The sequence below is a fragment of the Acinetobacter sp. NIPH 2699 genome (assembly GCF_022549355.1).
Lineage (GTDB): Bacteria > Pseudomonadota > Gammaproteobacteria > Pseudomonadales > Moraxellaceae > Acinetobacter.
The window spans coordinates 73,779-98,846 of record NZ_JAKZGL010000003.1; the positions used below are offsets into that span (position 1 = coordinate 73,779).

The following is a 25,068-nucleotide window of genomic DNA, read 5'->3' on the forward strand; positions in this document are numbered from 1 at the left end:
TATTCATTCATTTTTGTTTTGAGGTGGTGCAGGCGGTTGCAACACTTCTCCTGATGGACTCAATCCGTATTTTTGTCCTAGGGATCGCAAAATCAACTGCGCATCAAATGCATCAGGTGATTGTTCTTGAGTCTGAAAGCATTCAATAGTATACGACACTTGGATGGGATCAATATTGACCACTTGTGGTACATCATAGAATGGATCCGGCCAAAAGGCAGGGTGACGACGATAATAACCATACGGATAATACGATCGACTCGGATAAATCACGGCTTGGCGTTGTTCCTTAAATCGAGCATTGCTTGGATCATCAACCACTGTAAAAAAACGGAAACCGTGCTGGAGCGTAGTTTGCGCTGCTTTTACTAAGGTGATTTCTTCCGCTGTACCATAACTCAGATTATTTCCTGCTTGGAAGCCAATACGGAAGCTTTTGTTATTTAATGGATAAGCGGTAAATTGACCCAACTGATCAAAAGTCTTGGGTTGCGTCGGGATGCTTGCACATCCTGTAAATGCCAATGTGACCAATAACGGGGCACAGATGAATAACGATTTCATATGCAATTCCTCTTTTTGACGTCTAGGAGAAGATCGACTTAAAAACTGCTGTTTGGTTGTGTTAAGAACTCAAGTTCCTCGGCACTTGATGTGCGTCCTAAGATCGCATTACGGTGAGGATAGCGTCCGAAGCGATCAATAATGACTTTATGCTTTTTCTCAAAATTTAAATTGATTTCATTGCCTAAGCGTTGAAAGAGTTTTAAGGCAAATTCATGGATGAGCTTGGATTCACTATGCATAAACGGCATATATAAAAAGGAACGTTGTTCTGGGCTTAACTGGGCATCTAATTGTAGGCTAATCGCTTCTTGAGCCAGCATCAATGCCATGCTGTCATAGGCAAAAGCGTGTGCTTGATCTCGGTATAAATTACGTGAGAACTGATCTAAAACAATAATTTCAGCCAAACGACCTTCAGGTGTTTGACGCCATGACCAAAGTTCTGCTTGGACTGCCTGATCATGAATGTTTTGAAAAAGCTCACGAATTTTTGTATCAAATTCATCGCTTTTGGCAAACCAAAGTGAGCGGTGATCAGGAGAAAACCAGAAATCAAGAATGTCTTGCGCTTGCATCGGTGAGTATCCATCGGAAGATTTATTTTTAATAAAATCACAATTTCAACATGTCTTATAGAGCAAGATTGTGATAAAAATTGCCAAGCTAAACCAAGACAATCAGATGACTAGATCGTAATTGTCGTTATAATTGGCAGAGTCGAGGGCGTTGGCATGTTGTGCATGCGAATATACGCGACGAAGTCGCCACCCGAATTTGGTTGGCTGAGTCTTGAATAACCGAGCATATAAATTATGAACCAACCCTGCACACTTTCGTCCGCTATCGTACCGACTTGGGTAAATGCCTCACAATTAGACGGTATGTTACGCGGTATTGAGCGTGAAAGTTTGCGTATGCAAAGCAATGGATTTTTATCACAAAAAAACCATCCAAAAGCTTTGGGTTCAGCGCTAACGCATCCCCATATTACGACTGATTATTCAGAAGCATTGATGGAGTTCATTACCACACCACATACCACCATTGCCGCAGCATTAAATGAGTTAAGCGATATTCATCAGGTGGTGCATCAGCAATTGGAAGATGGTGAAAAATTGTGGCCACTTTCAATGCCCTGCATGTTGGATGACAATGAAGAAAATATTAAACTTGCACAGTATGGCACGTCTAATATCGGGCGTTTTAAGACCTTATATCGTCATGGTTTAGGGGTGCGCTATGGTCGCCGAATGCAGACCATTTCAGGTGTCCATTATAATTTATCTTTTCCTGATCAGTTGTTTGCAACCTTGCAGCAGCATGAAAAAAATCAAGCATTAAAACAACTCAGTTTACAAGATTATCGCAGCCATCGTTATTTTGCCTTGATTCGAAATTTTATTCGCATGACCCCATTGGTGATGTATTTGCTTGGCGCGAGCCCATCAGTCTGCCGTTGCTTTTTAACGGGACGTAACCACCATTTGCAACCTTTAGTCAAAGGGACTTTGTATTTACCAGAAGCGACCGCTTTGCGTATGGGGCGTTTGGGCTACCAAAATTCGGCACAAAAACAGCTAGGGATTTATTATAACGATTTGCATGATTATTTAGAGGGATTGCAAAAGGCCGTACATACCCCTTATCCCGCATTTACCGATTTGGGTTTGGATGATGAGACTGGTGAAGCGATTCAAATCAATGATCATGTTTTACAGATTGAAAATGAATACTATAGCCTCGTGCGTCCAAAACAGGTGCCACAAGCAGGTGAAACCCCTTCGCAAGCATTGAAAAATCGTGGTGTGGGTTATGTAGAACTGCGTGCAGTGGATGTGAATCCTTATAGTGCGATTGGGATTGATGAAACCACGGCAGGTTTCCTCGAAAGTCTGGCATTGTATTGTTTATTACGGGAAAGTCCTGATCTCTGGTCTGAAGAACAAGATCAGATTGATCAAAACCAAACTGAAGTGGTTAATCGGGGACGTGCAGCAGATGCCCAAATCCAAGAAGGGCATTTGACTGTTCCATTTCAAGAGTGGGCACAGCAGCATTTAAATGAAATCCATGCCTGTGCACGTGTACTCGATCAAATGGATGGTACAGCGCTTTATCAAGATGCGGTGCATGTGATGCAACAGCGTTTAAAAGATGTAGAAAATACACTTTCAGCGCAGGTGGTGAAAGACACGTTACAACATGGCGGAACATGGAACTTTGGCAGTGTCATGGCTCAACAGCATGTAGATTGTTATGACCAACATCAGCTCAGTGCAGAAAGACAACAATATTTTGAACATTTAGCGCAAACTTCGTTGCAAAAACAGTGGCAACTTGAACAAGAAAATGACACGAGTTTTGAACAATATCTTGCACAATACCGTTAAATATTTTGAGGACTTCCCATGCGATGGAATTACCGTTTGGTCAGTGCCGTATTGGTGCTGGCCAGTATTATCGGACTCTCGTTCGCGTTGTATTTAGAACATGTGCAAGGTTTGGAGCCTTGTCCATTGTGTGTGTTTCAACGAGTCGGTTTAATTGGAATGGGGGTGATTGCACTGGTTGCATTTATTCATAACCCGATTTCAAATGCATTTAAACGTTTCTATGCATTTTTAGCAACTTTAGCGATTGGTTGGTCAGTGGGTGTTGCAGCACGTCATGTTTGGTTGCAAAACTTGCCTGCCGATCAGGTTCCAAGTTGTGGTCCAGGTCTAGATTATTTGGTTGATGTATTACCTATGAAAACGGTATTGCAACAAGTGCTTTCGGGTTCTGGTGAGTGCGCTTTAGTCGATTGGACTTTCTTAGGTCAATCATTACCCGTATGGTCATTGGTTTATTTCAGCCTAATATTATTGATTTGTTTATGGCAGCTTTTTAGAAATTATAGTACAGCTAAACAATAATCATAGCGTTTTTAGATTAACTAAAAAGCCCCTAAATATGAGTCAATATTTAGGGGCTTTTTCTTTTAAATCAGTTAGATATAATTTTAGATAAAAACCATTATTTTTGATGTACAGAACGGTATTTTTCTTATAAAGTTCAACCGATTCTTAAAATTATGATCATAAAAAATGCTTTTAAATATATTTAATGTATTAGAAAAACTGGGGCTCAATGCACAGAAACGCGCGATTCACATCCAATTTGCAGATCCGATGTTAACAGCTCAGGTTTTCTTGCAGCGTATATCTGGAAAACATATTTTAAATCAGGGGCTAACATCAGAACTCATTTGCTTGTCTACCAATGCGAGCATTCCGCTTAAAAAATTTATCGGATGTACTGTTGCGGTTGATCAAGTCACCGATACTGGGCAATTGGCACGCAGTACAGGGATAATTACTGCGGCAGCTCAAGGTCAAAGTGATGGGGCGCTTACGCTTTACCGCCTTACCATGCAAGATGCGACGTCGTTATGGGCGAAACGCCGTAATAGTCGGGTTTTTATGAATCAATCAGTGGTTGAGATTGTCCAGACTTTATTCAAAGAGTGGCAGGAACGCAGCCCATTGTTTGCAGCGAGTTTGACATTAGATCTCAGTGGACTCAGCAAAGACTATGATGTTCGTCCCTTTACAATGCAACACAACGAACTTGATTCAATGTTCATTCAACGATTGTTAGCATCAGAATCGATCAATAGCTTGATTGATGAAGCACAACATCTTGTTCCATTCAGTGCGACCCCGATCCAAGCGCAGAAACTCCGATTGATTGATGACAATAACCACTACCAAGCGCTTGAGCGTCGAAATATTCGTTACCATCGCAGCAGCGCCACCGAGCAATACGACAGCATGACCAGTTTGGTTGCAGAACGTAGCTTACAACCTACAACAGTACATATTCAACGCTGGCAAGCGGATGCGCTTGATCAAGAAGATGGCGCTGGCAGCGTCCAAAGTACGCACGGTCACAGTGATCACTATGACAATGCCAGTCTAGGGCTAGAGGATGCATGGCACTTCACCCCTGCATGGATACAAGACCTCAATGGTGAAGATGGTGCAAGCACCTCAGGAAACCATCAAATCGAACGTATGAATGAACACCTGAGCAATTACCACAGCGCACAGGCAAAACAATTCATTGCAAATACGACGGTTCGTGACGCACATGTGGGGTACTGGTTTGAACTCAAACAACATCCAGAAATCGACCAGCATGCCAGTGCAGATAGAAACTTCCTGATTACAGCGAAGCAGTTCTATAACCAAAATAACCTGCCCAAAGAGTTGAACCAACAAGTTAAGCAACTGCTACAACACAGCCATTGGCAGCCTCATCTGCTGAGTTACCCAGCCGCAGAAGAACGTCAAGGCAATCAACTCACATTGCAACGTCGTCATATTCCGACCGTTCCTGACTATCTTTCGCTACAACAGCGCCCCATTGCATATCCTCAACGGGCAAAAGTGGTAGGCCCAGCAGGTGAAACCATTCATGTGGATGAGTGGGGACGGATCAAAGTCCGCTTTTTATTTACCCGAGCCGATGATCATGGTCATGATGGTGGTGCTGGCAGCAATGACAATGATACGGACTCCGCTTGGGTGGATGTTCTGACACCATGGGCGGGTGAAGGTTATGGTGCACGATTCTTACCAAGAATAGGCGAGATCGTTGTGATTGATTTCTTTGATGGCAACATTGATCGCCCCTTTGTGACGGGACGCATCCATGAAGCGCAGCGTTCCCCCACCAAATTTGATATCAAAGGGCAACTTCCTGATACCAAAAAGCTTAGCGGTATTCGCAGTCAAGAAGTTGATGGGCGCGGATTTAACCAACTCAGATTTGACGATACAACGGGACAGATTAGCACCCAACTACAAAGCAGTCATGCCGCGACTCAACTCAACTTAGGGCATTTAAGCCATCCAAAAGAACAAGCACAGAGTGCAGCACGTGGTGAGGGTTTTGAACTTAGAACGGATGCTTGGGGCGCAGTACGCGCAGGTAAAGGCATGCTGATCAGTACCTATGCCCAAGAACAGGCGATTGCAGATCACTTGGAAGCAGCTCAAGCGCAATCATTGCTGACACAAGGTTTTGAGAGCATGAAAATGCTGAGTGACATTGCGCTCAAACAACAAGCCGATGCCCTCAATGTTATTGAGCGTTTACCCAAGTTTATCCAGTCGTTAGAGTTAAAAACCAAAGGACAGGCGTTAAACAATACCGTAAATCTTTTTAAAAATGAGATGCAAAATAACCCACTGAATGCTTTAAAAGATTGTGGTGGTTTTATTGGGGATATCGGTGCACTAGGCGGAAATAGCACAGCCATTGTTGATGAATTCAATGCATTTTTTGCAGATGCAAAAGATGCGCTAGAGAACCTGAAAACGTTTATCGAAAACGTGGAAGAACATGGCGCAGATATTGTTAAAGGACAACTGGCAAATCTGAAAGACAAGATTCAACACAACCCATTTGAAAGTCTAAAAGAAGTTGGACAAGTCCTCGCTAACGTCGATATAAAAGATTTTGATTTGATGAGTAGCTGCGGCACTTTTAGTAAAGGCAGCAGTTTAAAGGTCAGTCCATTACAGGCATTGGGTTCTTTGCAAGGCTTTATGGAAAATTATACCCAAGACTTGGAACAGAGTCAGGACAGCAAACAACAAGTACAAGGCAAAATCTTTAGACAAGCATTAATGCTATTGGCCTCACCGAATGGGATCGCGCTGACCACACCTGAGAATATTATTTTACAAGCTTCACAAGACATTGCAGAAAGTGCCAGTGGTTCCATCAATTTAAGTGCCCAGAAAAATATTATTGGCCATGCGCAAGACAAAATCAGCTTGTTTGCAGCCCAAAAAGGAATACGGGCATATGCAGCCAAAGGAAAAGTGGAGTTACAGGCACAGGATGACATGATTGAGGCAATCGCTCGTCGGGTGGTCAAGATTATATCGACAGAGGAAAAGATCGAGATCACCAGTCCCGTCGAAATTGACCTAAAAGCAGGTGGCTCGCAGCTTAAGATCAATAAGGATGGGGTATTTGTAAATACTGGCGGAAATTTTAAGGTTAAAGCAGGGCAGCATGTCTTTGAGAGTGGTGCAGTTGTCAATACAGAACTGCCTAAAATGCCTGAGAGTGGGATTTATAGCCGCCGCTTTGATTTTAGTGGTTTGGTTTCACCTGAACTTATACAAGAAGGTTTTCTTTATAAAGTGATTAATCGCGCCAAGAAAACAGAATATGTCGGGGTGCTTGATGAGGGGGCGAGAACGCAAAGAATCTTTAGCGATAACCCGGATCAAATCGAAGTTGTTTTACTCGGAAAAGACAAAGAAAGTGCAGATAAGTTGTTATTGGTAGAAGAGCCTGTGCTCGAAAATCACAGTTCAGATGAGGCTTGTTGCGGTGGCGATGAACATCATCATGATGATTGTGAACATGTTCAAGAAGATGCTACAGATGAGTCGAACTTAGAGCAGGATTTTAAGAAATTTGGGTGTGGGGATTAAGAAATGAAAATAGTGCAAGTATTTATAGGCTCATTGCTTCTATCGCAAAGCGTGAGCTTATATGCAGAGAGTTCTAAACAATGTTTAAAATATTGGAATGAGCCAGTAGTTCAATTTGAGTTGCTAAAAGATACTCAATGTCCGCATGTATGGGAGGATAACTTTAATCCGCATGGTAAAAAAGTGGTGGAGAATATAGGTTTTAATCTTAAAAATAATAATTGGATGTCTGCAGGGATATGTAGTCATATTAAATATAAGAATAATAATTATTACATTTACTGGGCGGATATGAAGCATAATAAAACGGATCTTATTATGGTTTTTAATGATAATGCTGCATTTTTATACTCTAGAGAAATAGATAGAACTAAAATTAGTGATAGTGGATATACAGATAAAGATGTTCTCGATGTAAATTTATCATGTGCGAAGGCGGGGAGTGATTCTGATCTCATATCCGTCTTAAATAGCTATATCTTAAAAGAAACGAATATTAAAAATATTTATAAGTATCAGATTGCTGATTGGTTTAAATAATGAAAAAGACAATTAAATTTTCAGATAATGATATTATTGAGTTTGATTTTAATCGAGCTGGGTTTATTCAGGCTGTAAGTTATAAAGAATCATCTTCCGATTTAAGGCAGCCTTTGAATGCTAGGAGAAATGTATTTTCTGCAGCAAAGAAGAATGATAAAGGATATATTGGGTTATTCCAGTTCGGTGAAGCTGCATTGATAGACTTGGGCTATTATAAGCATTGGGATAATAATACAGATAAAACAAAAGCCAATGATTGGACTGGAGCGTGGACGGGTAAAGCTGGGGTCAATAACTTATCTCAATTTTTAAATTCTCCAGATAAGCAACTTCAGGCTATTCATGAATGGATCGATCTTTTGTGTAATCGATTACGCAATCGTAATTTTAACGAATTCTATGGAAAAACTATTAACGGCGTAGAAATTACTGAGTCTGGTGCTATTGCAGGTGCGCATTTAGTTGGAGACGGTGGGTTAGGTTCATTTTTTGGTGTAAACGGTTTTAAAGGTAAATACAAAGAATCTGATGGAAATGGTGTCCATATCAGTAAATATATCGAAATGTTTAATCATTTTGATTTAGAAAACTGTTGCAAAAGAAAGATTTATATAAGCTTAACTGACTCAGAGAAAAATGCTTTAGCGAATAAAGAAGTTGTATTGGTTTCGCGTTATGATGGGAAATATGTATCTGGTGAAACGAGAGTAAGGGTAAAAAGTGATGAGCAGGGCAATCTCCCTGTGACTGTGCGTCATCCAAATACTGAAATCAAAATCGTTGCTGATGGAAAAACATCAAATAGCATTATCCAAAAAGCAAATGAGAAGCAGAAAGCGACCTTAAGTGATTTCAGCATTTCAAGTTATCCAGCGACTTTAGAAGCAGAAAGTACGCCTCAACCAAAACCACAAACCAATAAGACTCCGCAAGAAGTGAGGAATGAGCAAGTTCCACCATCTTCAGCGGTGGATTCAACGCCCGTATTAAAAGATATTCATTTCAACGTTCAAATCGTGGAAGGTGACTCAGGTAAACCTATTCCGAATATGAATTTTTTCCTTACCTATAAAGGAAATATTAAAAAACATACCGCAGACAACAATGGTATAAGAAAAGGCGTTGTTGCGGAAGAGGGACAAGATATTGAAGTCTCTGTAGATGGTGATGGGCAGAAACAGGTGATTCATCATTTTAAAGTGAGTTCAGCGTTAAACAACCAAACTGTTAAAGTGAAATTGCCAGTACATAGTTTTAATATTACGGTTACACAAGAGGGTAAGAACGTAGCCAATACACTATTTAGTATTTTTTATAGAGGGCGAGAAATTCCAAAAAGAACCAATGCATCAGGCGTGATCAATGTACGAATGCTCACAGGTTTTGTTTTCGGTTTTGGAATAAAAGGTAAAAGTCTGATTTTAAGCAGAGTTGAAAAGACCGTGGCGATGAAAGGGTTTACGGTAAATGCAAGTGCTGTAAAAGCTTCAAAATTGTATGAAACTGCGGATGAACAACGTAAAAAAGAACAACAAGCTGAAAGTGCCCGATTACAACAACAGCAAAAAGAAGCACAAGCAAAGAGTGAGCAAAAAGCCAAAGAAGAAGCGGAGAAAGCTAAGACGGAAGCCGATAGAAAAAAACAGGCCAAACAAGATAATAGCTATACCCAAAATGGGGGGAAACCATTAACGACAGTGGGCAACCAAGCTCCTGTGACCAGTGATACTACTCGATATCATATTTATCATAATGGAAAGATTAGAAGAGAGAATAAAGCAGCAACAGGCTTTGCTGAGTTTATTTACTATGATCAGAAGGGTGGTGCTCATAATTTGGGGAAGTCGGAATTTATTAAGGCTCCTATGAGAAAATCGGGTAATTCGATTATTGCAGGAAATTGTTATTTAATAGATTTTACTAAGCATGGATATTATAAAAAAGATGGGATTGGATATAAATGGTATGTTTCTAGTGATGTTAGATATTATCTCAATGGGGTCACTTTAGCAGCAATACTTGGTACATTTATGAGTTTAGGTTATCAGGAATACCCAAGTACAGGGGGAAGCCTTCGAGATGGAAGCTCTAAGCTCCCAAGTAAAACTCATCGGAATGGTGAGGCCTGTGATTTTAGATATTTAGCTAAAAATAATGCTCATAGGAATGGAGCAATTTGGACTACATATTCTTCATTTGATATGCAAGCTAACACAATGTTGACTGAAAGATTTAGAATATTTGGTTTTAGAACATTTTATACTCAAGACTCAATGGACAATAAACGTAAAGTAGCTATGATAGCTGGTACATCATTTGCTCCAAATCATTATCATCATTTACATATTGGTGAACATAATTATTTGGTTGAAGATATTTGAGGGGTGGATATGAGAAGTTTTAAATATATTTTTGTTCTTTGTTTTGTGGTTTTTTTATTTTCTTGTGATAATGCTGTTCAGCAAGTTAATTCTATTAAGATAAGTGAGGGTGAAATACAGCCTATAGTCTTTAAAGAAAAAAGTTGGGGGAGTGTTGAGCTTGGTTCAAATATTAAAAATAATCCATATTTAATAAGAATTGAAGAAAGCTATGTTCCAGATGAGAGTTGTTATTATGTTTCTAAAACTGGTGAGTGGTCGGAAAGTGAACCTGATGTAAAAGTTGTAAATAATAAGGTTGCAGCTATAGAGTCAACAATTCCATTTACGACTGATTATTATGGTATTTCTGTAGGAGATAATGAAAAAGTTATTTATGAAAAAATAGATGGAAATTTTTTTGATAAAATAGAGAATGATGATCCAGATGTGTCAAATCAATATTTTGTTGTGGTCTGGAGTTCTTTAAAAAAAGAGTATGGTGTTAAGTATAATATTGTTAATAATTTAATCGTGGAAATAAGTATTGGGACTTCTGAGGTTGTATATTCAGGTTGTGTTTGATTGTATATGTTTTCACTGGTTAATATATTGAAAATATTTCACTATATGCGTAGTAGGAAATAAAAATATCAGGTATTACTATATTTAATAAGCCAGCATAAGCATAGTGTTCATCAAAATAATAATAGACATCATCACCATCATGTTCATTTACAGGGCTTTTCTCCCCAAACAGAGGATATATGAAATGTTAAAATTTATTTTGATGATGATTAGCTTTATATTTTTACTAGGTTGTAGTGATAATGATGTATTTAATCAAACGAAAGATGTATGTAAAATAAATTTCTCTGAAGATAAGAAAGATCTCGAAAATATACCTTGCTTAAAACCACCAATTTCAAGTCAGGACTTTTCAAGTTTATCTAAGCTTAAGAATGGTTGGTATGATTTAGATAATTTAAATTTTGTTATTGATAATAAAGAGTATTTAGCTCCAGAGTCACATTCTTTTGCAAGGATTATAGGTTATTTCCCTGTTAACCAAGACTATGTATATATATTGATGCTACAAAATATGGATATGGAGGGGGATGGTTTTGCACAAACAATGACCTTACTTAAGGCGAAGATAGAAGATGGAGTGTATAAGAGTATTGATAGAGGGTATTATGTGGGTACACATCGGTTTAATTTTTCAGAATTAATTGACTATGATTCCGAAATGGAAATGATTGACTTTAGAAAAATTTCAGATATTCCATATCATGGAGAGTGTAAACAAGATTTTGTAATACATGAGGATTTTTCATTAAACACTCGAAAGGTTTGTACAAATAAAATTGATCTTGATAAAAATTATATTGAAGAAAAACAATATAAATTGGATTCTGAGACAATGAATTTTGTTGAAGTAGGTAGCGATAAATAAAACTTATAAGATCAGATATATTTATTAATTTAAAAAAATAAATGATCGGCAATTAGTAAATTAATAGCCGATCATTTTATTTAGGTCTCAACAATTCCTTCTAAATCATCAAAGGTATAGTTATTTGGTACATTAATGAGATGTGTTTGAACCCCTTGTTCAACTTTATCACTGACATCAGGATAGAGCCAACGGGTGATTTGTTCCGCTACACTAGAGTGATATTGAATCTCAAAATGGTTCAACCCATAGAACACCGCTTTATGCGTATCGGGTAATTTAAGCTGAAAACGAGGGTTTGGATGTTCGCCTAACGCACTCTTTACACTGACCAAATAATCACCGATCACAGTGAGTGCTTTGGTTCGTAATTTTTCAAACTCTAACGTCCCTGCAATTAAGAAGGTATTGATATGTGAGGGTAAAGGCGCAGGTTTACGATTGTCATCTGCAAAACCAATACGTGCATCATTATGTTCCCAATCATCATCACGAACACTGCCATGACGAAGGTCTAAAATACCGTTACTGCGAATATTGACCAATTGGCCGATAAGGTTAATGAAGGGGAATGCACCAAGTTTGTCTTGTAAAATAAAACCAAAGCGTTCCAGTGCTGCACCATGATGCGGAGAACCAATACATACCAAGTTTTCAACCATGTGTACCCATTGACAGAGATCTTGTTTGCCGTAGAACAAAGCACTACGAGAAACCAACCCCCCCATACTATGGCCAATCAAATCAATACTGGTAATGCGTGGATTACGTTGGATTAAATCTTCGAGTACGCTGGCAAAACTACGACCATTAGCGGAAATACGACGTCCAGTATTGTAGTTGAGATACAACATGGTGTTATTATCACGCTGCGCCAGTAATCGTTCCCCAATACCGCCATAACGCTGGTTTGACCACGTTAAATGGTTCATGCATAAACCATGCGCCAAAATCACCACACGACCTGTGAGTTCACCTTGTTGTAATGATCCATAGTGATCATAAAGCACCATTGGCAAAGCCATTGGATTATGTTGCTTCAAGAAAAAATCGCCAAAGATCCCATTCAGTGCACCCACTGCAAAATGTAGAGATGGGCTGAGAGGCTTATCATGTAGAGCAGGAAATTTCTCAACCACTTTGCGCAAGTTTGGTGCAAGAAAACTACGGCCATATTTTTGAATGGCGACATAAGAAAATTGGTAGAGTTTCTGCAACTGTGGATTTTTTTGTAAATTTTTGGCTTTTTGTGCACTTAAACCGAGCGTTGTCCGTAACACTTCAGTTTGTACCAATTGCATCAATTCGTGTACCCCACTCAAACTGGTACTGACGAGCTGTGCCAAACCTTCCAAAGCATCTGCCTGACTGGGAGGGGTACTGTCCCACTTACAGTAGGTTTCATGCAGAGGTGTTAAACTTGGCATATTGATTTCCTCATCCTTGATATATACCGAAGGGTTGAATTTATTAACCTTACACTGTTTAGATAAACTACAACAAACGCTTATATCTTTTGTTGTTTCATCCGTATTTTTTTTAGAATACTGATGAACGGCGCGGAGAATCGTTTTTTGTGTCGGACAATTTCAGGGTTATCTGCAAATTATATTGTTATTTGTTTATCAATTATGATTAATAATGTGATTTATTTAACTATCTGTCAAGCTGGTGTCTATTTGGGTGCATATGCAAATTATCTATTTACATGGTTTTCGTAGTGGCCCCATGTCAAAAAAGGGGCAACAATTGAGACAATACTGTGCAAGTTACGATCATATTCAAGTACATTTGCCAGATTTGAACCAGTCTCCTGAGCAAGTCCTTCAGCAGGTTTCTCAGCTCATTGAAACTCAACCACGTGAACAAGTGGTTTTGGTCGGAAGTAGTCTGGGTGGGTTTTATGCGACGTATTTTGTCGCCAAGTATGCTTGTCCTGCTGTATTGATCAATCCGGCTATGCAACCATGGCAGCTATTTCAAACGTTATTCGGTATTGATCAAATCCCCCTCAAAATCACCGAGTCATGGACACTCAATGCTGAACACTTGCAACAATTACAATCCATTGCTGAAGTAGAGCTAAAAAATGCCGACAAAATTTTAGTGCTATTGCAACAAGGCGATGAAGTCTTGGATTATCATCAGGCACAACGTTATTATAGTGCAGCACAACCATCCGCTTTGATTTTCACTGATACTGGTGGCAGTCATGCAATGGATGATTTTGAAGAAAGATTAGCGTTAGTAATCGAATTTCTATCGGCAGCGATTCAATAAGGAAGTCAGACCAAGTGACACAATACACCGCACAATCTCTTGAAGTTCTTTCTGGTTTAGATCCTGTTCGTCGTCGTCCAGGCATGTATACCGACACCACACGGCCTAACCATTTGGCACAAGAGGTGATTGATAATGCTGTCGATGAAGCACTTGCAGGACATGCCAATCAAGTTTATGTCACGGTTTATGAAGATGGGTCGCTGTCTGTCGAGGATAATGGACGGGGTATGCCTGTCGATATTCATCCCGAATATGGTCAAAGTGGTATTGAAATTATTTTAACCAAGCTACACGCAGGCGGTAAGTTCAGCACAGATAACTATCAATTTTCAGGTGGTTTACACGGTGTTGGGATTTCAGTGGTAAATGCCTTGTCAACACGCGTTGAGGTTGCGGTACAACGCCATGGAAATTTGTATCAAATGGCGTTTGAGCAGGGCGAGCCTGTGGCGCCATTATCTGTATTAGAGGGCAAGGTTGCAAAACGTGCCACAGGAACCACCGTTCGTTTCTGGCCTGAAGCAAAATATTTTGATAGTCCGAAGTTTGCATTAAAAGCGTTAAAACATAATTTAAAAGCCAAGGCTGTTTTAGCGGCAGGCTTAAAAATCATTTACGACGATAAAATTAATAACGAACGTATTGAATGGCAGTTTGAAAATGGCTTAGTCGATTATTTGATGGATGAATTGCAAGATCGTGAGATTTTGCCTGAGCCTGCATTTGTGAGTAGTGGAAAAGCAGATCGTGCAGCATGTGAGTTGGCGATTTGTTGGAATGTAGATGGTGGCGAACAAATTCAAGAAAGTTATGTCAACTTGATTCCAACTGCGCAAGGTGGAACACATGTTAATGGTTTGCGTTCGGGTGTGACCGAGGCATTGCGTGAGTTCTGTGAGTTACGCAATTTATTGCCACGCAATGTAAAACTCTCTGCCGAAGATGTTTGGGATGGGGTGAATTTCATTTTATCGTTGAAATTCCAAGAACCACAATTTTCAGGACAGACCAAGGAACGTTTATCCAGCCGTGAAGCTTCTAATATCGTTTTGAATATTGCCAAAGATGCATTTTCGTTATGGCTCAATCAACATGCTGAGATTGCAACGCAATTGGCAGAGATGGCGATTGCGAAAGCTGGACGTCGTTTAAAAGCAGCAAAAAAGGTTGAGCGTAAGAAGATTGTTGCAGGTCCTGCATTGCCGGGGAAATTAGCAGATTGTGTTGGGTTGACCCGTGAAGATAGTGAACTGTTTATTGTCGAAGGGGATTCTGCTGGTGGAAGTGCCAAGCAAGCGCGGGATAAAAACTTTCAGGCGATTATGCCGATTCGAGGAAAAATCTTAAATACTTGGGAAGTGTCTTCGGATGAGGTGTTAGCCTCGCAAGAAGTGCATGATATTGCCATAGCGATTGGGGTTGATCCGGGTAGCGATGATCTGTCAGAACTGCGCTATGGCAAAGTTTGTATTTTGGCCGATGCAGACTCGGATGGTTTACATATTGCGACCTTATTGTGTGCATTATTTGTGAAACATTTTCCAACTTTGGTGGAAGAGGGTCATTTGTTTGTTGCGATGCCACCTTTATATCGTATTGATATTGGAAAAGATGTGCATTATGCCCTCGATGATGAGGAGCTTGAAGCGATCTTAAATAAGGTCAAGGGCAATAAAAATCCACAAATTACCCGATTTAAAGGGTTGGGTGAGATGAATGCCAGCCAGCTTCGTGAAACCACCATGGATCCTGATACGCGTCGTTTAGTACAGTTAGATTTGGATGATGCTCATTTCACTGCAAGTTTGTTGGATAAATTGCTGGCGAAAAAACGTTCAGCCGATCGTAAACATTGGTTAGAGCAAAAGGGCAACTTAGCGGATATTGTAGTTTAAGATTTCAGCTCAAATTGAGCAATCAGAGATTCATTGAGGCCAAGCATTATGCTTGGCTTTTTATATACAGCATAAAAATGCATCATTTTAGGTCGCAGCGTATTTTTTGTATGCAATGTTGTATACAAGATGGAAGTTTTATTGAGCTGTATAATAAAAAATATATAAAAAACAAATAATTGTTGTGTTGGCATAAAAATTGAATAACTCCACTCAGTCAATATCACAAGACCAAAATGTGGAGAAAAAAGATGCAACAAAAATTAATGCCGATTTCTATGCTTATGGCTGCCATGATGGGGATGGGTTTGGTTGGCTGTTCAAAGCCAGCGGAAAAAACAGAACAAACCAAAACTGAAACCAAAGCCGCACCTGCCGATGGTGAAACCATTAAAGTCGGTATTTTGCATTCACTCTCAGGCACGATGGCGATTTCTGAAACTTCGCTGAAAGATACGGCATTGATGACCATTAATGAAATCAATGCCAATGGTGGGGTATTGGGTAAAAAGTTAGAACCTGTGGTGGTTGATCCTGCATCAGATTGGCCGTTGTTCGCTGAACGTGCTCGTCAGTTGATTACCCAAGACAAGGTTGCTGTGATTTTTGGAAGCTGGACCTCAGTATCACGTAAGTCGGTTCTCCCTGTGGTGGAAGAATTGAATGGTTTAATGTTCTACCCTGTGCAATATGAAGGGCAGGAACAATCTAAGAATATTTTTTATACGGGTGCAGCACCGAACCAGCAAGCCATTCCTGCGGTGGAATATTTAATGAGTGATGAGGGCGGTAAGGCTGAACGCTTTGTCTTACTCGGTACGGACTATGTCTACCCACGTACCACCAATAAAATTCTACGTGCGTTCTTGAAGTCGAAAGGTATTGCTGATGCAGACATCATGGAAGAGTACACTCCATTTGGTCACAGCAATTATCAAACCATTGTTTCCAATATTAAACGATTCTCGGCAGGTAAAAAAACGGCTGTGATCTCTACCATTAATGGTGATTCAAACGTTCCGTTCTATCGGGAGTTGGGCAACCAAGGCATCAAGGCATCCGATCTTCCTGTGATGGCTTTCTCTGTGGGTGAGGAAGAATTGCGTGGGATTGACACCAAACCATTGGTGGGGCATTTGGCGGCTTGGAATTATTTCATGTCGGTGAAAAATCCGAAAAATACTGAATTCGTAAATAAATTCAAACAATTCGCTGTGGAATATAAATTGCCAAATGCGGATAAAGTCGTGACCAATGATCCAATGGAAGCCACTTATGTGGGCATCAATATGTGGAAACAAGCCGTTGAAAAAGCGGGTTCTACCGACGTAGATAAAGTCCGCGAGGCCATGGCAGGTCAGACCTTTGCAGCACCATCGGGCTATACCTTAAAAATGGATGCCAGTAATCACCATTTACATAAACCCGTCATGATTGGCGAAATTCGTGCCGATGGACAATTTGATGTGGTCTATAAAACGCCTGAAACCATCCAAGCTGAGCCTTGGAGTCCGTATATCCCGAAATAATCATTTTTTAGAGCCTGCTGTCTTCGACAGTAGGCCTTTTCATTTTTTGCTTCAATCATCTAACTCGAGATTTAATCAAGGGGGGTCATATGGCGAAACACTATGTTTTAGCAATGCTCTGCGTCATGGCACAGTTTTTTTGCGGCGTTGCTTGGGCAGAGCAAAATACGTCGGCAACAGTAGCTCCGATCGTAACACCTACCACTGCTCAAGATGCTATTCAACGCTTTGTAAAAGCAGATTTTGCCACACGTCGCGCCATGTTAAATCAGTGGCCAGCCAGTATTGAGCAGCTTGATCAGTTAGTTGCGTATATTGACCAAAATGAGTTGTATACCGATGGTGCAGGACAGACTTACATTCTACAAAATGATGAGACTTTACTGAGTTACCCTGCCAAACAGGTATTGGAAGATTGGCCTGCCGATTTATCTCAAGTTACTTTGGTCAATACTTTACGCAAGGCGCTCAATTTTGGGCAAGCAAAAGTCAAACTCGATTCTGAAGATGCGTCACAACGCTTGGTTGCGGTTGATATTCTGGAAAATAATCTGGCTGAAATTGATTTGAGCATGGTCAAACAACTGTATTTGGCTGAACAGAATAATAAAGTGAAAGCCAGATTAGCGCAGTTAAAAGCACGATTAGAGTTTAATGATCCTGACGTGTTTGTACAAATTGCAGCGGTCAGTGTATTGGCTGCATCGAATCGTCCTGATGTATTGGCTTCGATTGAACAACGTCTAACACAACCTATCAATAATCAAGAATTGCATATTGCTTTGGTTGATGCCAAGAGCAAGATTAAAACACGCATTCAGGCCAGTGAGTGGTCAGGGCATGTATTTTCAGGGTTGAGTACCGCCAGCATTTTACTGCTCGCGGCATTAGGATTGGCAATTACTTATGGTCTGCTCGGTGTGATTAATATGGCACATGGTGAGCTGATCATGATCGGCGCTTATACCACCTATGTGGTGCAAAGTTTCTTTAAAACCCATTTTGTGGGTTTAGTCGATTGGTATTTATTGGCAGCGATCCCTGCTGCTTTTGTGGTCAGTGCCTTAATCGGTATGTTGATTGAACGTACTGTGATTCGTCCTTTGTATGGTCGTCAACTTGAAACGTTGCTGGCGACTTTTGGTGTGAGTTTGATCTTGATGCAACTGGTTCGCATGATCTTTGGGGCACAAAATGTTGAAGTCTCTAATGTCGCATGGCTGAGTGGTGGTATTGCACTGACGCCCAGTTTGATGCTGCCGTATAACCGTATCGCGATTATCGCATTTACCATTGCAGTCTTGCTGCTTCTGGTTTTCTTACTTAATAAAACCCGTTTTGGTTTGTTCGTGCGTGCCGTGACGCAAAACCGTCAAATGGCGCGTGCCGTGGGTATTCGTTCAGCTCGTATTGACATGATGGCATTTGGTCTGGGTTCTGGTTTGGCTGGACTTGCAGGTTGCGCATTGGCACAAGTCGGCAATGTTGGACCTGATCTTGGACAAAACTACATTATTGATGCCTTCCTTGTGGTGGTGGTGGGTGGTGTTGGACAAGTGTGGGGCGCTGTCTTGGCGGCACTGGGTCTAGGTATCAGCGGTACGATGCTGGAAATTGGCATGGGTGCTGTATTGGCAAAAATTATTCTACTGGTACTTGTGATTTTGTTTATCCAAAAACGTCCACAAGGTTTATTTGCCATCAAAGGCCGTTTTGTGGAGTAAGCCAATGAAAATCACTTCTTTATTTGCAGATAAACCCTATAGCGCAGTCGCTATTGGCTTATGTTTTGGCATCTTATTGACGCTACCTTGGTTGCATCTATTGCCATCAGATTCTGCATTTTACCTATCTGCTTATTGGATTACCTTGATTGGTAAGATTATGTGTTTGGCTTTGGTGGCATTGGCACTGGATTTGGTATGGGGTTATGCAGGTATTTTAAGCTTGGGGCATGGTCTGTACTTTGCGTTGGGGGGGTATGCCTTTGGTATGTATCTTATGCGTCAATCGGCAGGAGATGGTCTGCCTGATTTCATGCGCTTCCTCAGTTGGACAGAATTACCGTGGTATTGGGCAGGAACCGACTATTTTATCTGGGCAATGGCCTTGGTGATCCTGATCCCAGGTCTTGTGGCCTTTATTTTTGGTTTCTTTGCATTCCGTTCCAAGATCAAAGGCGTGTATTTTTCGATTATTACCCAAGCCATGACCTTTGCTGCGGCCTTGCTATTTTTCCGCAATGAAACAGGTTTTGGCGGTAACAACGGTTTTACAGGTTTTAAAACACTCCTTGGTTTTGACATTACTTCTGCACCGATGCGCGCGACGCTTTGTTTTACCACAGCATTGGTGTTGATGTTGTGCTTTCTCGGTTTACGTCAACTGATGAACCGTCCTTATGGTCGAGTTCTTGGTGCGATTCGTGACAGTGAAAATCGGTTGCAGTATTTGGGCTATCGAACCTTGTGGTACAAGCTCTCGGCATGGGTACTTTCGGCAGTAATTGCAGGCATTGCAGGTGCACTCTATGTACCGCAAGTCGGCATTATTAACCCAAGTGAAATGAATCCTGTCAATTCGATTGAAATGGCAGTGTGGGTCGCCGCAGGTGGGCGAGGTACCTTGATTGGTCCAATTTTGGGTGCAGGTCTCATCAATGCGGTAAAAACTTATTTTACTGTGGCTGCACCTGAAGCATGGTTATTGATCTTAGGCGCATTGTTCATTGTGGTGACTTTGTTCTTACCCAAAGGGGTGATTGGTTTATTTGACCGCTTTAAAAAGGAGCGCAACTAAATGAATGATGTTAGCACCAATTCAGCGCAACATGACGGTCAGCTTGGCGAAGGCTATGGACGTACCAAAACACAGGGTGCAGATTTTAGTCATGGTATTGCGCTGTACTTAGAAAATGTCAGTGTTTGGTTTGATTCCTTCCGCGCATTGAATGATTTATCGCTTTATATTGCTGAGGGAGAATTGCGTTGCATCATTGGGCCAAATGGAGCGGGAAAAACCACTTTGATGGATGTGATTACGGGAAAAACCAGACCGACCACAGGTACAGCCTTTTTTGGACAGAACTATGATTTAGCCAAAATGGGTACAGAACAGATTGCAGAAGCGGGGATTGGACGCAAATTCCAAAAGCCCACTGTATTTGAAAATTTTACTGTGCTGGAAAATTTACTGTTAGCTGCACCACGCGATAAGCGGGTGAAGAAAAGTTTGTTTAGTCGTTTAGATCCTGAAGCACAACTGGCATTAGAGGAAACACTGGAGCAAATCCGTCTTCAAGAATTTATCCATAAGCCAGCAGGTTTATTGTCACATGGACAAAAGCAGTGGCTAGAAATTGGTATGTTGCTGATGCAGCGCCCAAAACTGATCTTGCTGGATGAACCTGTAGCTGGCATGACCGATGCAGAAACTGAGCGCACGGCAGAACTGTGTCTGGAACTGAAGAAAAACCATACGTTGGTGGTGGTGGAACATGACATGAGTTTCATTGACACCATCAGTGAAAAAGTCACAGTGTTGGCGCAAGGAGCGATCTTAGCTGAGGGAACCTTGGCTGAGGTTCAGTCTAATGAAGATGTGATTGAAAAGTATTTGGGACGCTAGGGAGACACTGATGTTAGAAGTGAAAGAAATTAACCAGTTCTATGGTGGTAGTCATATTCTGCGTGATGTGTCGTTTCAAGCACCTGTCGGTGAGTGTAGCGTGGTGTTGGGGCGCAATGGTGTGGGCAAAACCACCCTATTGAAATGTCTGATGGGGATTCTGCCGATTAAATCAGGACAAATTCTGTTAGATGGCAAAGATATTGCCAAGATGTCTCCTGAACAACGGGTTCGTGCTGGTTTGGCCTATGTACCACAAGGTCGTGATATTTTTTCGACCTTAACGGTTGAGGAAAATATCTTGATTGGCATGGCAAAGTTTTCAGGGGCAAAGACCCGAAAAGTGCCCAGTCATTTATATGAGATTTTTCCTGTGCTGGATGAGATGAAATATCGTCGTGGTGGAGACTTATCGGGTGGTCAGCAACAGCAATTGGCGATTGCCAGAGCCTTGGCATCTGAACCTCGGGTCTTGATCTTGGATGAGCCAACCGAAGGCATTCAACCCTCGATTATTAAAGATATTGGTCGAGTGATCCGTAAATTGGCTGATCAAGGTGAAATGGCAATTGTGTTGGTGGAGCAGTTTTATGATTTTGCTGAGGAGCTTGCCGATAATTATACAGTGATGGCACGTGGGCAGGTGATTGCACAAGGGCGAGGTGAGGATATGCCTGAGAAGGGGATTCGAGAGTTGGTCGCGATTTGATGAAAGCCTCGAAAGAGGCTTTTTACTTCGCCTGAGTTCAACTTAAATGTCTCTCTAACTTATTGATAAATATTTTGGTGGAATCTTATCGAGTTCTCATCCAATTTCAGGATAAGCCACTTCGTCTTGTGCCTCGCCAAAGCTTTAATCGCTTTGGCTTGCTCAGGCTCGACCTACTTTTGTTTTGGCATGAGGAGCGAAGCTCCGCAAGGGCAACCATCTTGCGCAGCTATCGCTGCTCACCGCAAAACTCGTTGACTACCATCAACTAACTTAACGAATCGCAGAAACAATACTTTATTAACGGAGTCCTGCCTCAAACAGTTGCGGATGACTTTTCTGAGTATCATATTTCATCGAGAATTTTATATCGAACTCAGGTTACTTATTTATTCTCAACTTTATAAAACGTACCCCCTGCATAGACATTATGTCCAAAACCACATGATGAGCCAGCATTGTTCTGTTCGACCTTAATTTTCTGACCATGCTTGGGATCATTTGAAAATTGAAGTTGAATCAAACAATCCTCATAACGATAGTTCGCTTGTTTTGCAGTGATCGGCATCGTGGTATCGAATGACCCTAGATTTGGACCATAAATCAGCCCTCGAAGTCCGAAATAGTAGCCTTCAAAGTCAATCAGATACCGATTCTGTTGTTTTTTGACGGTGATGTAGTCCCATTGTCCAAAGCCATTGGCCCGTACATAGCTCCCTTGTAGGTCTTTGGAGATTTGCGGTTTAGGCAGTTGTTTTAAATTATATTGGCTGGTTTTAGTATCTTTATTACGCAAGAACCAAACGCTTGCCCATTGCGGTTTGCCGAGTTTAGCGTAGCTAAGACCAACATTATTATTGGCGATTTCAATGTCTCGATCCGTCATTCGAATGCCACTTTCTTCTGCATTCAGTTGACAGAAATGCGCCCATGCCGCTTGATCTTCAAATTGTTTCACAGCTTTTGCGTATTGCTTCTGATCGTAGAACTTTTTGCCCGCTTGGGCATATTGTTTTACTTTGGCACAGCCTTGTTGTAGCTCTTGTTCAAAAGAGGATGCAGCGAAACTTGTTGTCGCTGCGAAAATACTGGCAATCGCTACATATACTGGTGATGTTTTCATCATATTTTGTCTTTATTTAAAAATCTCATTCTTTTGATTTTAACGAGCAATACATCATGATGGCAGTGATGAAATTGTTATGCTGGCTGCTGATGAAGTTGCAATTGCATTAAAACCAAATCTCGCCATTGTCCAAACTTTTGTCCGACTTGGGGCATATAGCCTGTTTGCACAAATCCGAGTTGTTCGTGTAGCACGATTGAGCCTGTATTTTCGCTATCAATTGCTGCAACCATAATATGCATGTGTTGTTGCGTAGCCAGATGAATCAGTTGCAACATTAATGCTTTACCAAGACCTTGACGTGCATAACTTGGGTCAATAAAGACTGAGTGTTCAATGCTTTGGCGGTAACCACTGATACTGCGAAATTCGGCATAATAGGCATAGCCTGCCACTTTTTGATGGTGTAGATCCTGTACCACAATCATGGGAAATTGCTGTTGTTGCATGGTTTGAAAGCGTTGTTGATATTCAGATAGCGAAACGGCTTGGTCATTCCAATTGGCAGTTCCACTGAGTATCTCCGCATTATAGATCGCAAGAATCTCTTCAAGATCATTTTCAGTCGCCAAACGAATCTGAAAATGTGGGGCGAGTGTGTTGGCTACAAGTGGAACATTTACGGACATGGGCGAAAGTCATCAAATAACAAAAGAAGATGTGATGATGCTAAAAAAACAAATATCAACCCAAACGAATATGAGCGATAGCCATAAAAACAGCAAGGAAATCCTTGCTGTTTTTTAACACATCTAAACTTTAGAAATGGTATTTAATCAAAGCACTGACGTTATTTTCGTCGCTGCCTTTGATACCAAATTTGTTATTCCAAACCGAGTGTTCAACACCGAGATATAAACGTGTGTCTGGTGAAATGTGTTTACCAACATTCCATTTATATTGTGTGGTCCAGTTGAGTTCGCTGGCATGATCTTTTTCAGCCGTTGACCAGTCGAGGAAACCATCTACCAAAAAATCTTCGTTCGATACTTTAAATGGCAATGCATACACGATTGTCATTTGATAGTCATCAGTGGTGTTTTCATTGTTGGCACGGTAGAAGTTGATGTTCGCATATTGAAAATATGGAAGATCTAGGTCAAAACCGACACCATATAAGAAGTTGTCAAAACTAGAAAAGTCATCACTATTGCTTTCCCATGTTGTCGAGATCAACACATCTTTAATTGGGCCAAGTGCAAGTTTTTGACCTGAAATTTCACCCAAGCTTAAACGTGGAGAAAGTTCGAAATAGGTGCTTTTATGGTCGTCGCTACCACGCATACGATCCATAAAGAAAAACACATCGGCATATTTTACTTTTGCCGCATATTCAACCGTTAAGGTTGTTTGCTTTTCATCCACAACTTCGTAGTTCTCACCGTATAAACCTGTGAGGCTAAAATCTTGCCAAATCGGTTTTGCTTGAGTAAACGCTGCTGTAGATACCAATAAACATGTCGCCGCAAGTTGCTTAAATTGCATTAAAAAGATCCCCCTAAAAAGGCGTGTAAAGCATACAAGGAAATAAGCAAAAATAAAGCCAAATTTGACCAAATGCTCAAAAGAATTGTATAGAGCAGCGCAATCTGAAATGGTGGTTTATTAACGTATTTGTTTATCGCCTTGCCATTCTGTTTAAAGACATATTGTTACTTAATATTCGCAGTCACTGAGTTCTACTCAATCGCCCTGATATTGTTTAATTTTTTTTGTAGCACGTATATTCATGCTGCAATCATCTGTGAAGTGCGAGCGAACCTGAATAAAAAATGTAAAAAATCAGCTTGCATATTTTTAATTATGGACGGATATTGGGAATATAGAAGATCTTCTTACATACTGAAAAACGACAGATGCAAAGCAAGGGGACTACAGGTATTTACACAATCAGAATATACAACTGCACTGAATGACGGCATGCTCAAAATGCGTCTAGATAATAAGTTTAGTCAAAACGTCTCATAGAAAAGAGAGGAAGATATTTATGAATATTGAAATCCGTACAGATAAAAACATTCAAGGTAGTGAACGTTTAATTGGTTATGTCCGTGCAGAGCTAATGCAAGAATTCCAACGCTATAGTGAGCGTATTACACATTTTTCGGTTCATCTTAGTGATGAAAATGGGGACAAAACGGGAGATCATGATAAACGCTGTATGATCGAAGCTCGCCCAGCAGGTCTGAAACCTGTCGCAGTGACGCATAAAGCTGCAAATATTGATTTTTCTATCCATGGTGCGATTGATAAGTTAAAACGTAGTTTGGAGCATTTATATGAGAAAAAAGACCATCATCGTGGTGGCTTACCTGAATATGTAGATGATGACCTCGACCTAGATGTAAAAGAAGCATAATCATCTACGCATAAAAAAAGCCCAATTTCGGGCTTTTTTTATGCGTGTATCAAATTTATACATGATTTTTAGATCGTTTTATAAAAAGCTGTCGGGATATTCGGCATAATAGAAACA

The 25,068-nt window shown here is 40.7% G+C and carries 21 protein-coding genes; 15 read left to right on the plus strand and 6 right to left on the minus strand.

Annotation, left to right across the window (positions count from 1 at the left end; translation table 11 throughout):
* Positions 1–3 precede the first annotated feature (3 nt).
* Entirely contained in the window at positions 4–564 is a 561-nt protein-coding gene (locus tag MMP72_RS03890; protein WP_241314724.1) for a hypothetical protein, read from the minus strand.
* Positions 565–602: 38 nt separating this feature from the next.
* Positions 603–1,142 (minus strand): DUF924 family protein, encoded by a 540-nt coding sequence (locus tag MMP72_RS03895; protein WP_241314728.1) that lies wholly within the window; start codon positions 1,140–1,142, stop codon positions 603–605.
* A gap of 237 nt (positions 1,143–1,379) precedes the next feature.
* Here MMP72_RS03895 and gshA point away from each other — a divergent pair, with 237 nt between their 5' ends.
* From gshA to MMP72_RS03930, 7 genes are all read left to right on the plus strand, one after another.
* Positions 1,380–2,957: a glutamate--cysteine ligase gene (gene gshA / locus MMP72_RS03900; RefSeq protein ID WP_241314730.1), complete on the plus strand. Its 1,578-nt coding sequence runs from the start codon at positions 1,380–1,382 to the stop codon at positions 2,955–2,957.
* An 18-nt stretch (positions 2,958–2,975) separates the two neighbouring features.
* Complete coding sequence (locus MMP72_RS03905) at positions 2,976–3,482, plus strand: disulfide bond formation protein B (RefSeq protein WP_241314732.1); 507 nt, start codon at positions 2,976–2,978, stop codon at positions 3,480–3,482.
* Between the two features lie 171 nt (positions 3,483–3,653).
* Entirely contained in the window at positions 3,654–7,064 is a 3,411-nt protein-coding gene (locus MMP72_RS03910; RefSeq protein ID WP_241314734.1) for a type VI secretion system Vgr family protein, read from the plus strand.
* A gap of 3 nt (positions 7,065–7,067) precedes the next feature.
* Positions 7,068–7,604, plus strand: coding sequence for a hypothetical protein (locus tag MMP72_RS03915; protein WP_241314736.1), 537 nt, complete (start codon positions 7,068–7,070; stop codon positions 7,602–7,604).
* The gene (locus MMP72_RS03920; protein ID WP_241314738.1) at positions 7,604–9,988 is read left to right on the plus strand and encodes a hypothetical protein; all 2,385 of its coding nucleotides are present in this window, start codon (positions 7,604–7,606) and stop codon (positions 9,986–9,988) included. Before MMP72_RS03915 ends, MMP72_RS03920 begins: the two co-directional genes overlap by 1 nt.
* Positions 9,989–9,997: 9 nt before the next feature.
* On the plus strand, positions 9,998–10,552 hold the full coding sequence (locus tag MMP72_RS03925) for a hypothetical protein (protein WP_241314740.1): 555 nt from the start codon (positions 9,998–10,000) through the stop codon (positions 10,550–10,552).
* 187 nt (positions 10,553–10,739) lie between these two features.
* Positions 10,740–11,423, plus strand: coding sequence for a hypothetical protein (locus tag MMP72_RS03930; protein WP_241314742.1), 684 nt, complete (start codon positions 10,740–10,742; stop codon positions 11,421–11,423).
* Positions 11,424–11,503: 80 nt separating this feature from the next.
* Here the strand turns inward: MMP72_RS03930 and MMP72_RS03935 are convergent, their stop codons facing one another.
* A complete protein-coding gene (locus tag MMP72_RS03935) occupies positions 11,504–12,850 on the minus strand; it encodes a GPI inositol-deacylase (RefSeq protein WP_241314744.1) in 1,347 nt (448 codons plus the stop codon).
* Between the two features lie 262 nt (positions 12,851–13,112).
* Here MMP72_RS03935 and MMP72_RS03940 point away from each other — a divergent pair, with 262 nt between their 5' ends.
* The 7 genes from MMP72_RS03940 to urtE all read left to right on the plus strand — a co-directional run bounded on the left by MMP72_RS03940 (position 13,113) and on the right by urtE (position 21,466).
* On the plus strand, positions 13,113–13,703 hold the full coding sequence (locus MMP72_RS03940) for a YqiA/YcfP family alpha/beta fold hydrolase (RefSeq protein WP_241314746.1): 591 nt from the start codon (positions 13,113–13,115) through the stop codon (positions 13,701–13,703).
* 14 nt (positions 13,704–13,717) lie between these two features.
* Positions 13,718–15,601, plus strand: coding sequence for a DNA topoisomerase IV subunit B (gene parE, locus MMP72_RS03945; RefSeq protein ID WP_241314748.1), 1,884 nt, complete (start codon positions 13,718–13,720; stop codon positions 15,599–15,601).
* Between the two features lie 251 nt (positions 15,602–15,852).
* Positions 15,853–17,130 (plus strand): urea ABC transporter substrate-binding protein, encoded by a 1,278-nt coding sequence (gene urtA, locus MMP72_RS03950; RefSeq protein WP_241314750.1) that lies wholly within the window; start codon positions 15,853–15,855, stop codon positions 17,128–17,130.
* 89 nt (positions 17,131–17,219) lie between these two features.
* On the plus strand, positions 17,220–18,854 hold the full coding sequence (gene urtB / locus MMP72_RS03955) for an urea ABC transporter permease subunit UrtB (RefSeq protein ID WP_241314752.1): 1,635 nt from the start codon (positions 17,220–17,222) through the stop codon (positions 18,852–18,854).
* 4 nt (positions 18,855–18,858) lie between these two features.
* Positions 18,859–19,929 carry an urea ABC transporter permease subunit UrtC gene (gene urtC, locus MMP72_RS03960; RefSeq protein ID WP_241314754.1) on the plus strand — a complete coding sequence of 357 codons (1,071 nt, stop codon included), beginning with the start codon at positions 18,859–18,861 and terminating at the stop codon, positions 19,927–19,929.
* Positions 19,930–20,757, plus strand: coding sequence for an urea ABC transporter ATP-binding protein UrtD (urtD, locus tag MMP72_RS03965; protein WP_241314756.1), 828 nt, complete (start codon positions 19,930–19,932; stop codon positions 20,755–20,757).
* Between the two features lie 10 nt (positions 20,758–20,767).
* Positions 20,768–21,466, plus strand: a complete 699-nt coding sequence (urtE, locus tag MMP72_RS03970; protein WP_241314758.1) for an urea ABC transporter ATP-binding subunit UrtE — start codon at positions 20,768–20,770, stop codon at positions 21,464–21,466.
* A 385-nt stretch (positions 21,467–21,851) separates the two neighbouring features.
* Here urtE and MMP72_RS03975 read toward each other — a convergent pair whose 3' ends face one another.
* The 3 genes from MMP72_RS03975 to MMP72_RS03985 form a co-directional block, all read right to left on the minus strand.
* On the minus strand, positions 21,852–22,589 hold the full coding sequence (locus tag MMP72_RS03975; RefSeq protein WP_241315147.1) for a hypothetical protein: 738 nt from the start codon (positions 22,587–22,589) through the stop codon (positions 21,852–21,854).
* Between the two features lie 77 nt (positions 22,590–22,666).
* Positions 22,667–23,221 (minus strand): GNAT family N-acetyltransferase, encoded by a 555-nt coding sequence (locus tag MMP72_RS03980; RefSeq protein WP_241314760.1) that lies wholly within the window; start codon positions 23,219–23,221, stop codon positions 22,667–22,669.
* 130 nt (positions 23,222–23,351) lie between these two features.
* Positions 23,352–24,077 (minus strand): outer membrane protein OmpK, encoded by a 726-nt coding sequence (locus MMP72_RS03985; protein ID WP_241314762.1) that lies wholly within the window; start codon positions 24,075–24,077, stop codon positions 23,352–23,354.
* A gap of 502 nt (positions 24,078–24,579) precedes the next feature.
* Here MMP72_RS03985 and MMP72_RS03990 point away from each other — a divergent pair.
* A complete protein-coding gene (locus MMP72_RS03990) occupies positions 24,580–24,951 on the plus strand; it encodes an HPF/RaiA family ribosome-associated protein (RefSeq protein WP_241314764.1) in 372 nt (123 codons plus the stop codon).
* Positions 24,952–25,068 lie beyond the last annotated feature (117 nt).

Coding starts and splice junctions, on each gene's coding strand:
- MMP72_RS03930 (WP_241314742.1), top strand. CDS start 10,740: ATGTTAAAATTTATTTTGATGATGATTAGCTTTATATTTTTACTAGGT.
- urtE (WP_241314758.1), top strand. CDS start 20,768: ATGTTAGAAGTGAAAGAAATTAACCAGTTCTATGGTGGTAGTCATATT.
- MMP72_RS03920 (WP_241314738.1), top strand. CDS start 7,604: ATGAAAAAGACAATTAAATTTTCAGATAATGATATTATTGAGTTTGAT.
- MMP72_RS03935 (WP_241314744.1), bottom strand. CDS start 12,850: ATGCCAAGTTTAACACCTCTGCATGAAACCTACTGTAAGTGGGACAGT.
- MMP72_RS03985 (WP_241314762.1), bottom strand. CDS start 24,077: ATGCAATTTAAGCAACTTGCGGCGACATGTTTATTGGTATCTACAGCA.
- MMP72_RS03975 (WP_241315147.1), bottom strand. CDS start 22,589: ATGAAAACATCACCAGTATATGTAGCGATTGCCAGTATTTTCGCAGCG.
- urtA (WP_241314750.1), top strand. CDS start 15,853: ATGCAACAAAAATTAATGCCGATTTCTATGCTTATGGCTGCCATGATG.
- MMP72_RS03980 (WP_241314760.1), bottom strand. CDS start 23,221: ATGTCCGTAAATGTTCCACTTGTAGCCAACACACTCGCCCCACATTTT.
- MMP72_RS03915 (WP_241314736.1), top strand. CDS start 7,068: ATGAAAATAGTGCAAGTATTTATAGGCTCATTGCTTCTATCGCAAAGC.
- MMP72_RS03990 (WP_241314764.1), top strand. CDS start 24,580: ATGAATATTGAAATCCGTACAGATAAAAACATTCAAGGTAGTGAACGT.
- urtC (WP_241314754.1), top strand. CDS start 18,859: ATGAAAATCACTTCTTTATTTGCAGATAAACCCTATAGCGCAGTCGCT.
- MMP72_RS03940 (WP_241314746.1), top strand. CDS start 13,113: ATGCAAATTATCTATTTACATGGTTTTCGTAGTGGCCCCATGTCAAAA.
- urtD (WP_241314756.1), top strand. CDS start 19,930: ATGAATGATGTTAGCACCAATTCAGCGCAACATGACGGTCAGCTTGGC.
- MMP72_RS03895 (WP_241314728.1), bottom strand. CDS start 1,142: ATGCAAGCGCAAGACATTCTTGATTTCTGGTTTTCTCCTGATCACCGC.
- MMP72_RS03890 (WP_241314724.1), bottom strand. CDS start 564: ATGAAATCGTTATTCATCTGTGCCCCGTTATTGGTCACATTGGCATTT.
- MMP72_RS03925 (WP_241314740.1), top strand. CDS start 9,998: ATGAGAAGTTTTAAATATATTTTTGTTCTTTGTTTTGTGGTTTTTTTA.
- MMP72_RS03905 (WP_241314732.1), top strand. CDS start 2,976: ATGCGATGGAATTACCGTTTGGTCAGTGCCGTATTGGTGCTGGCCAGT.
- MMP72_RS03910 (WP_241314734.1), top strand. CDS start 3,654: ATGCTTTTAAATATATTTAATGTATTAGAAAAACTGGGGCTCAATGCA.
- gshA (WP_241314730.1), top strand. CDS start 1,380: ATGAACCAACCCTGCACACTTTCGTCCGCTATCGTACCGACTTGGGTA.
- urtB (WP_241314752.1), top strand. CDS start 17,220: ATGGCGAAACACTATGTTTTAGCAATGCTCTGCGTCATGGCACAGTTT.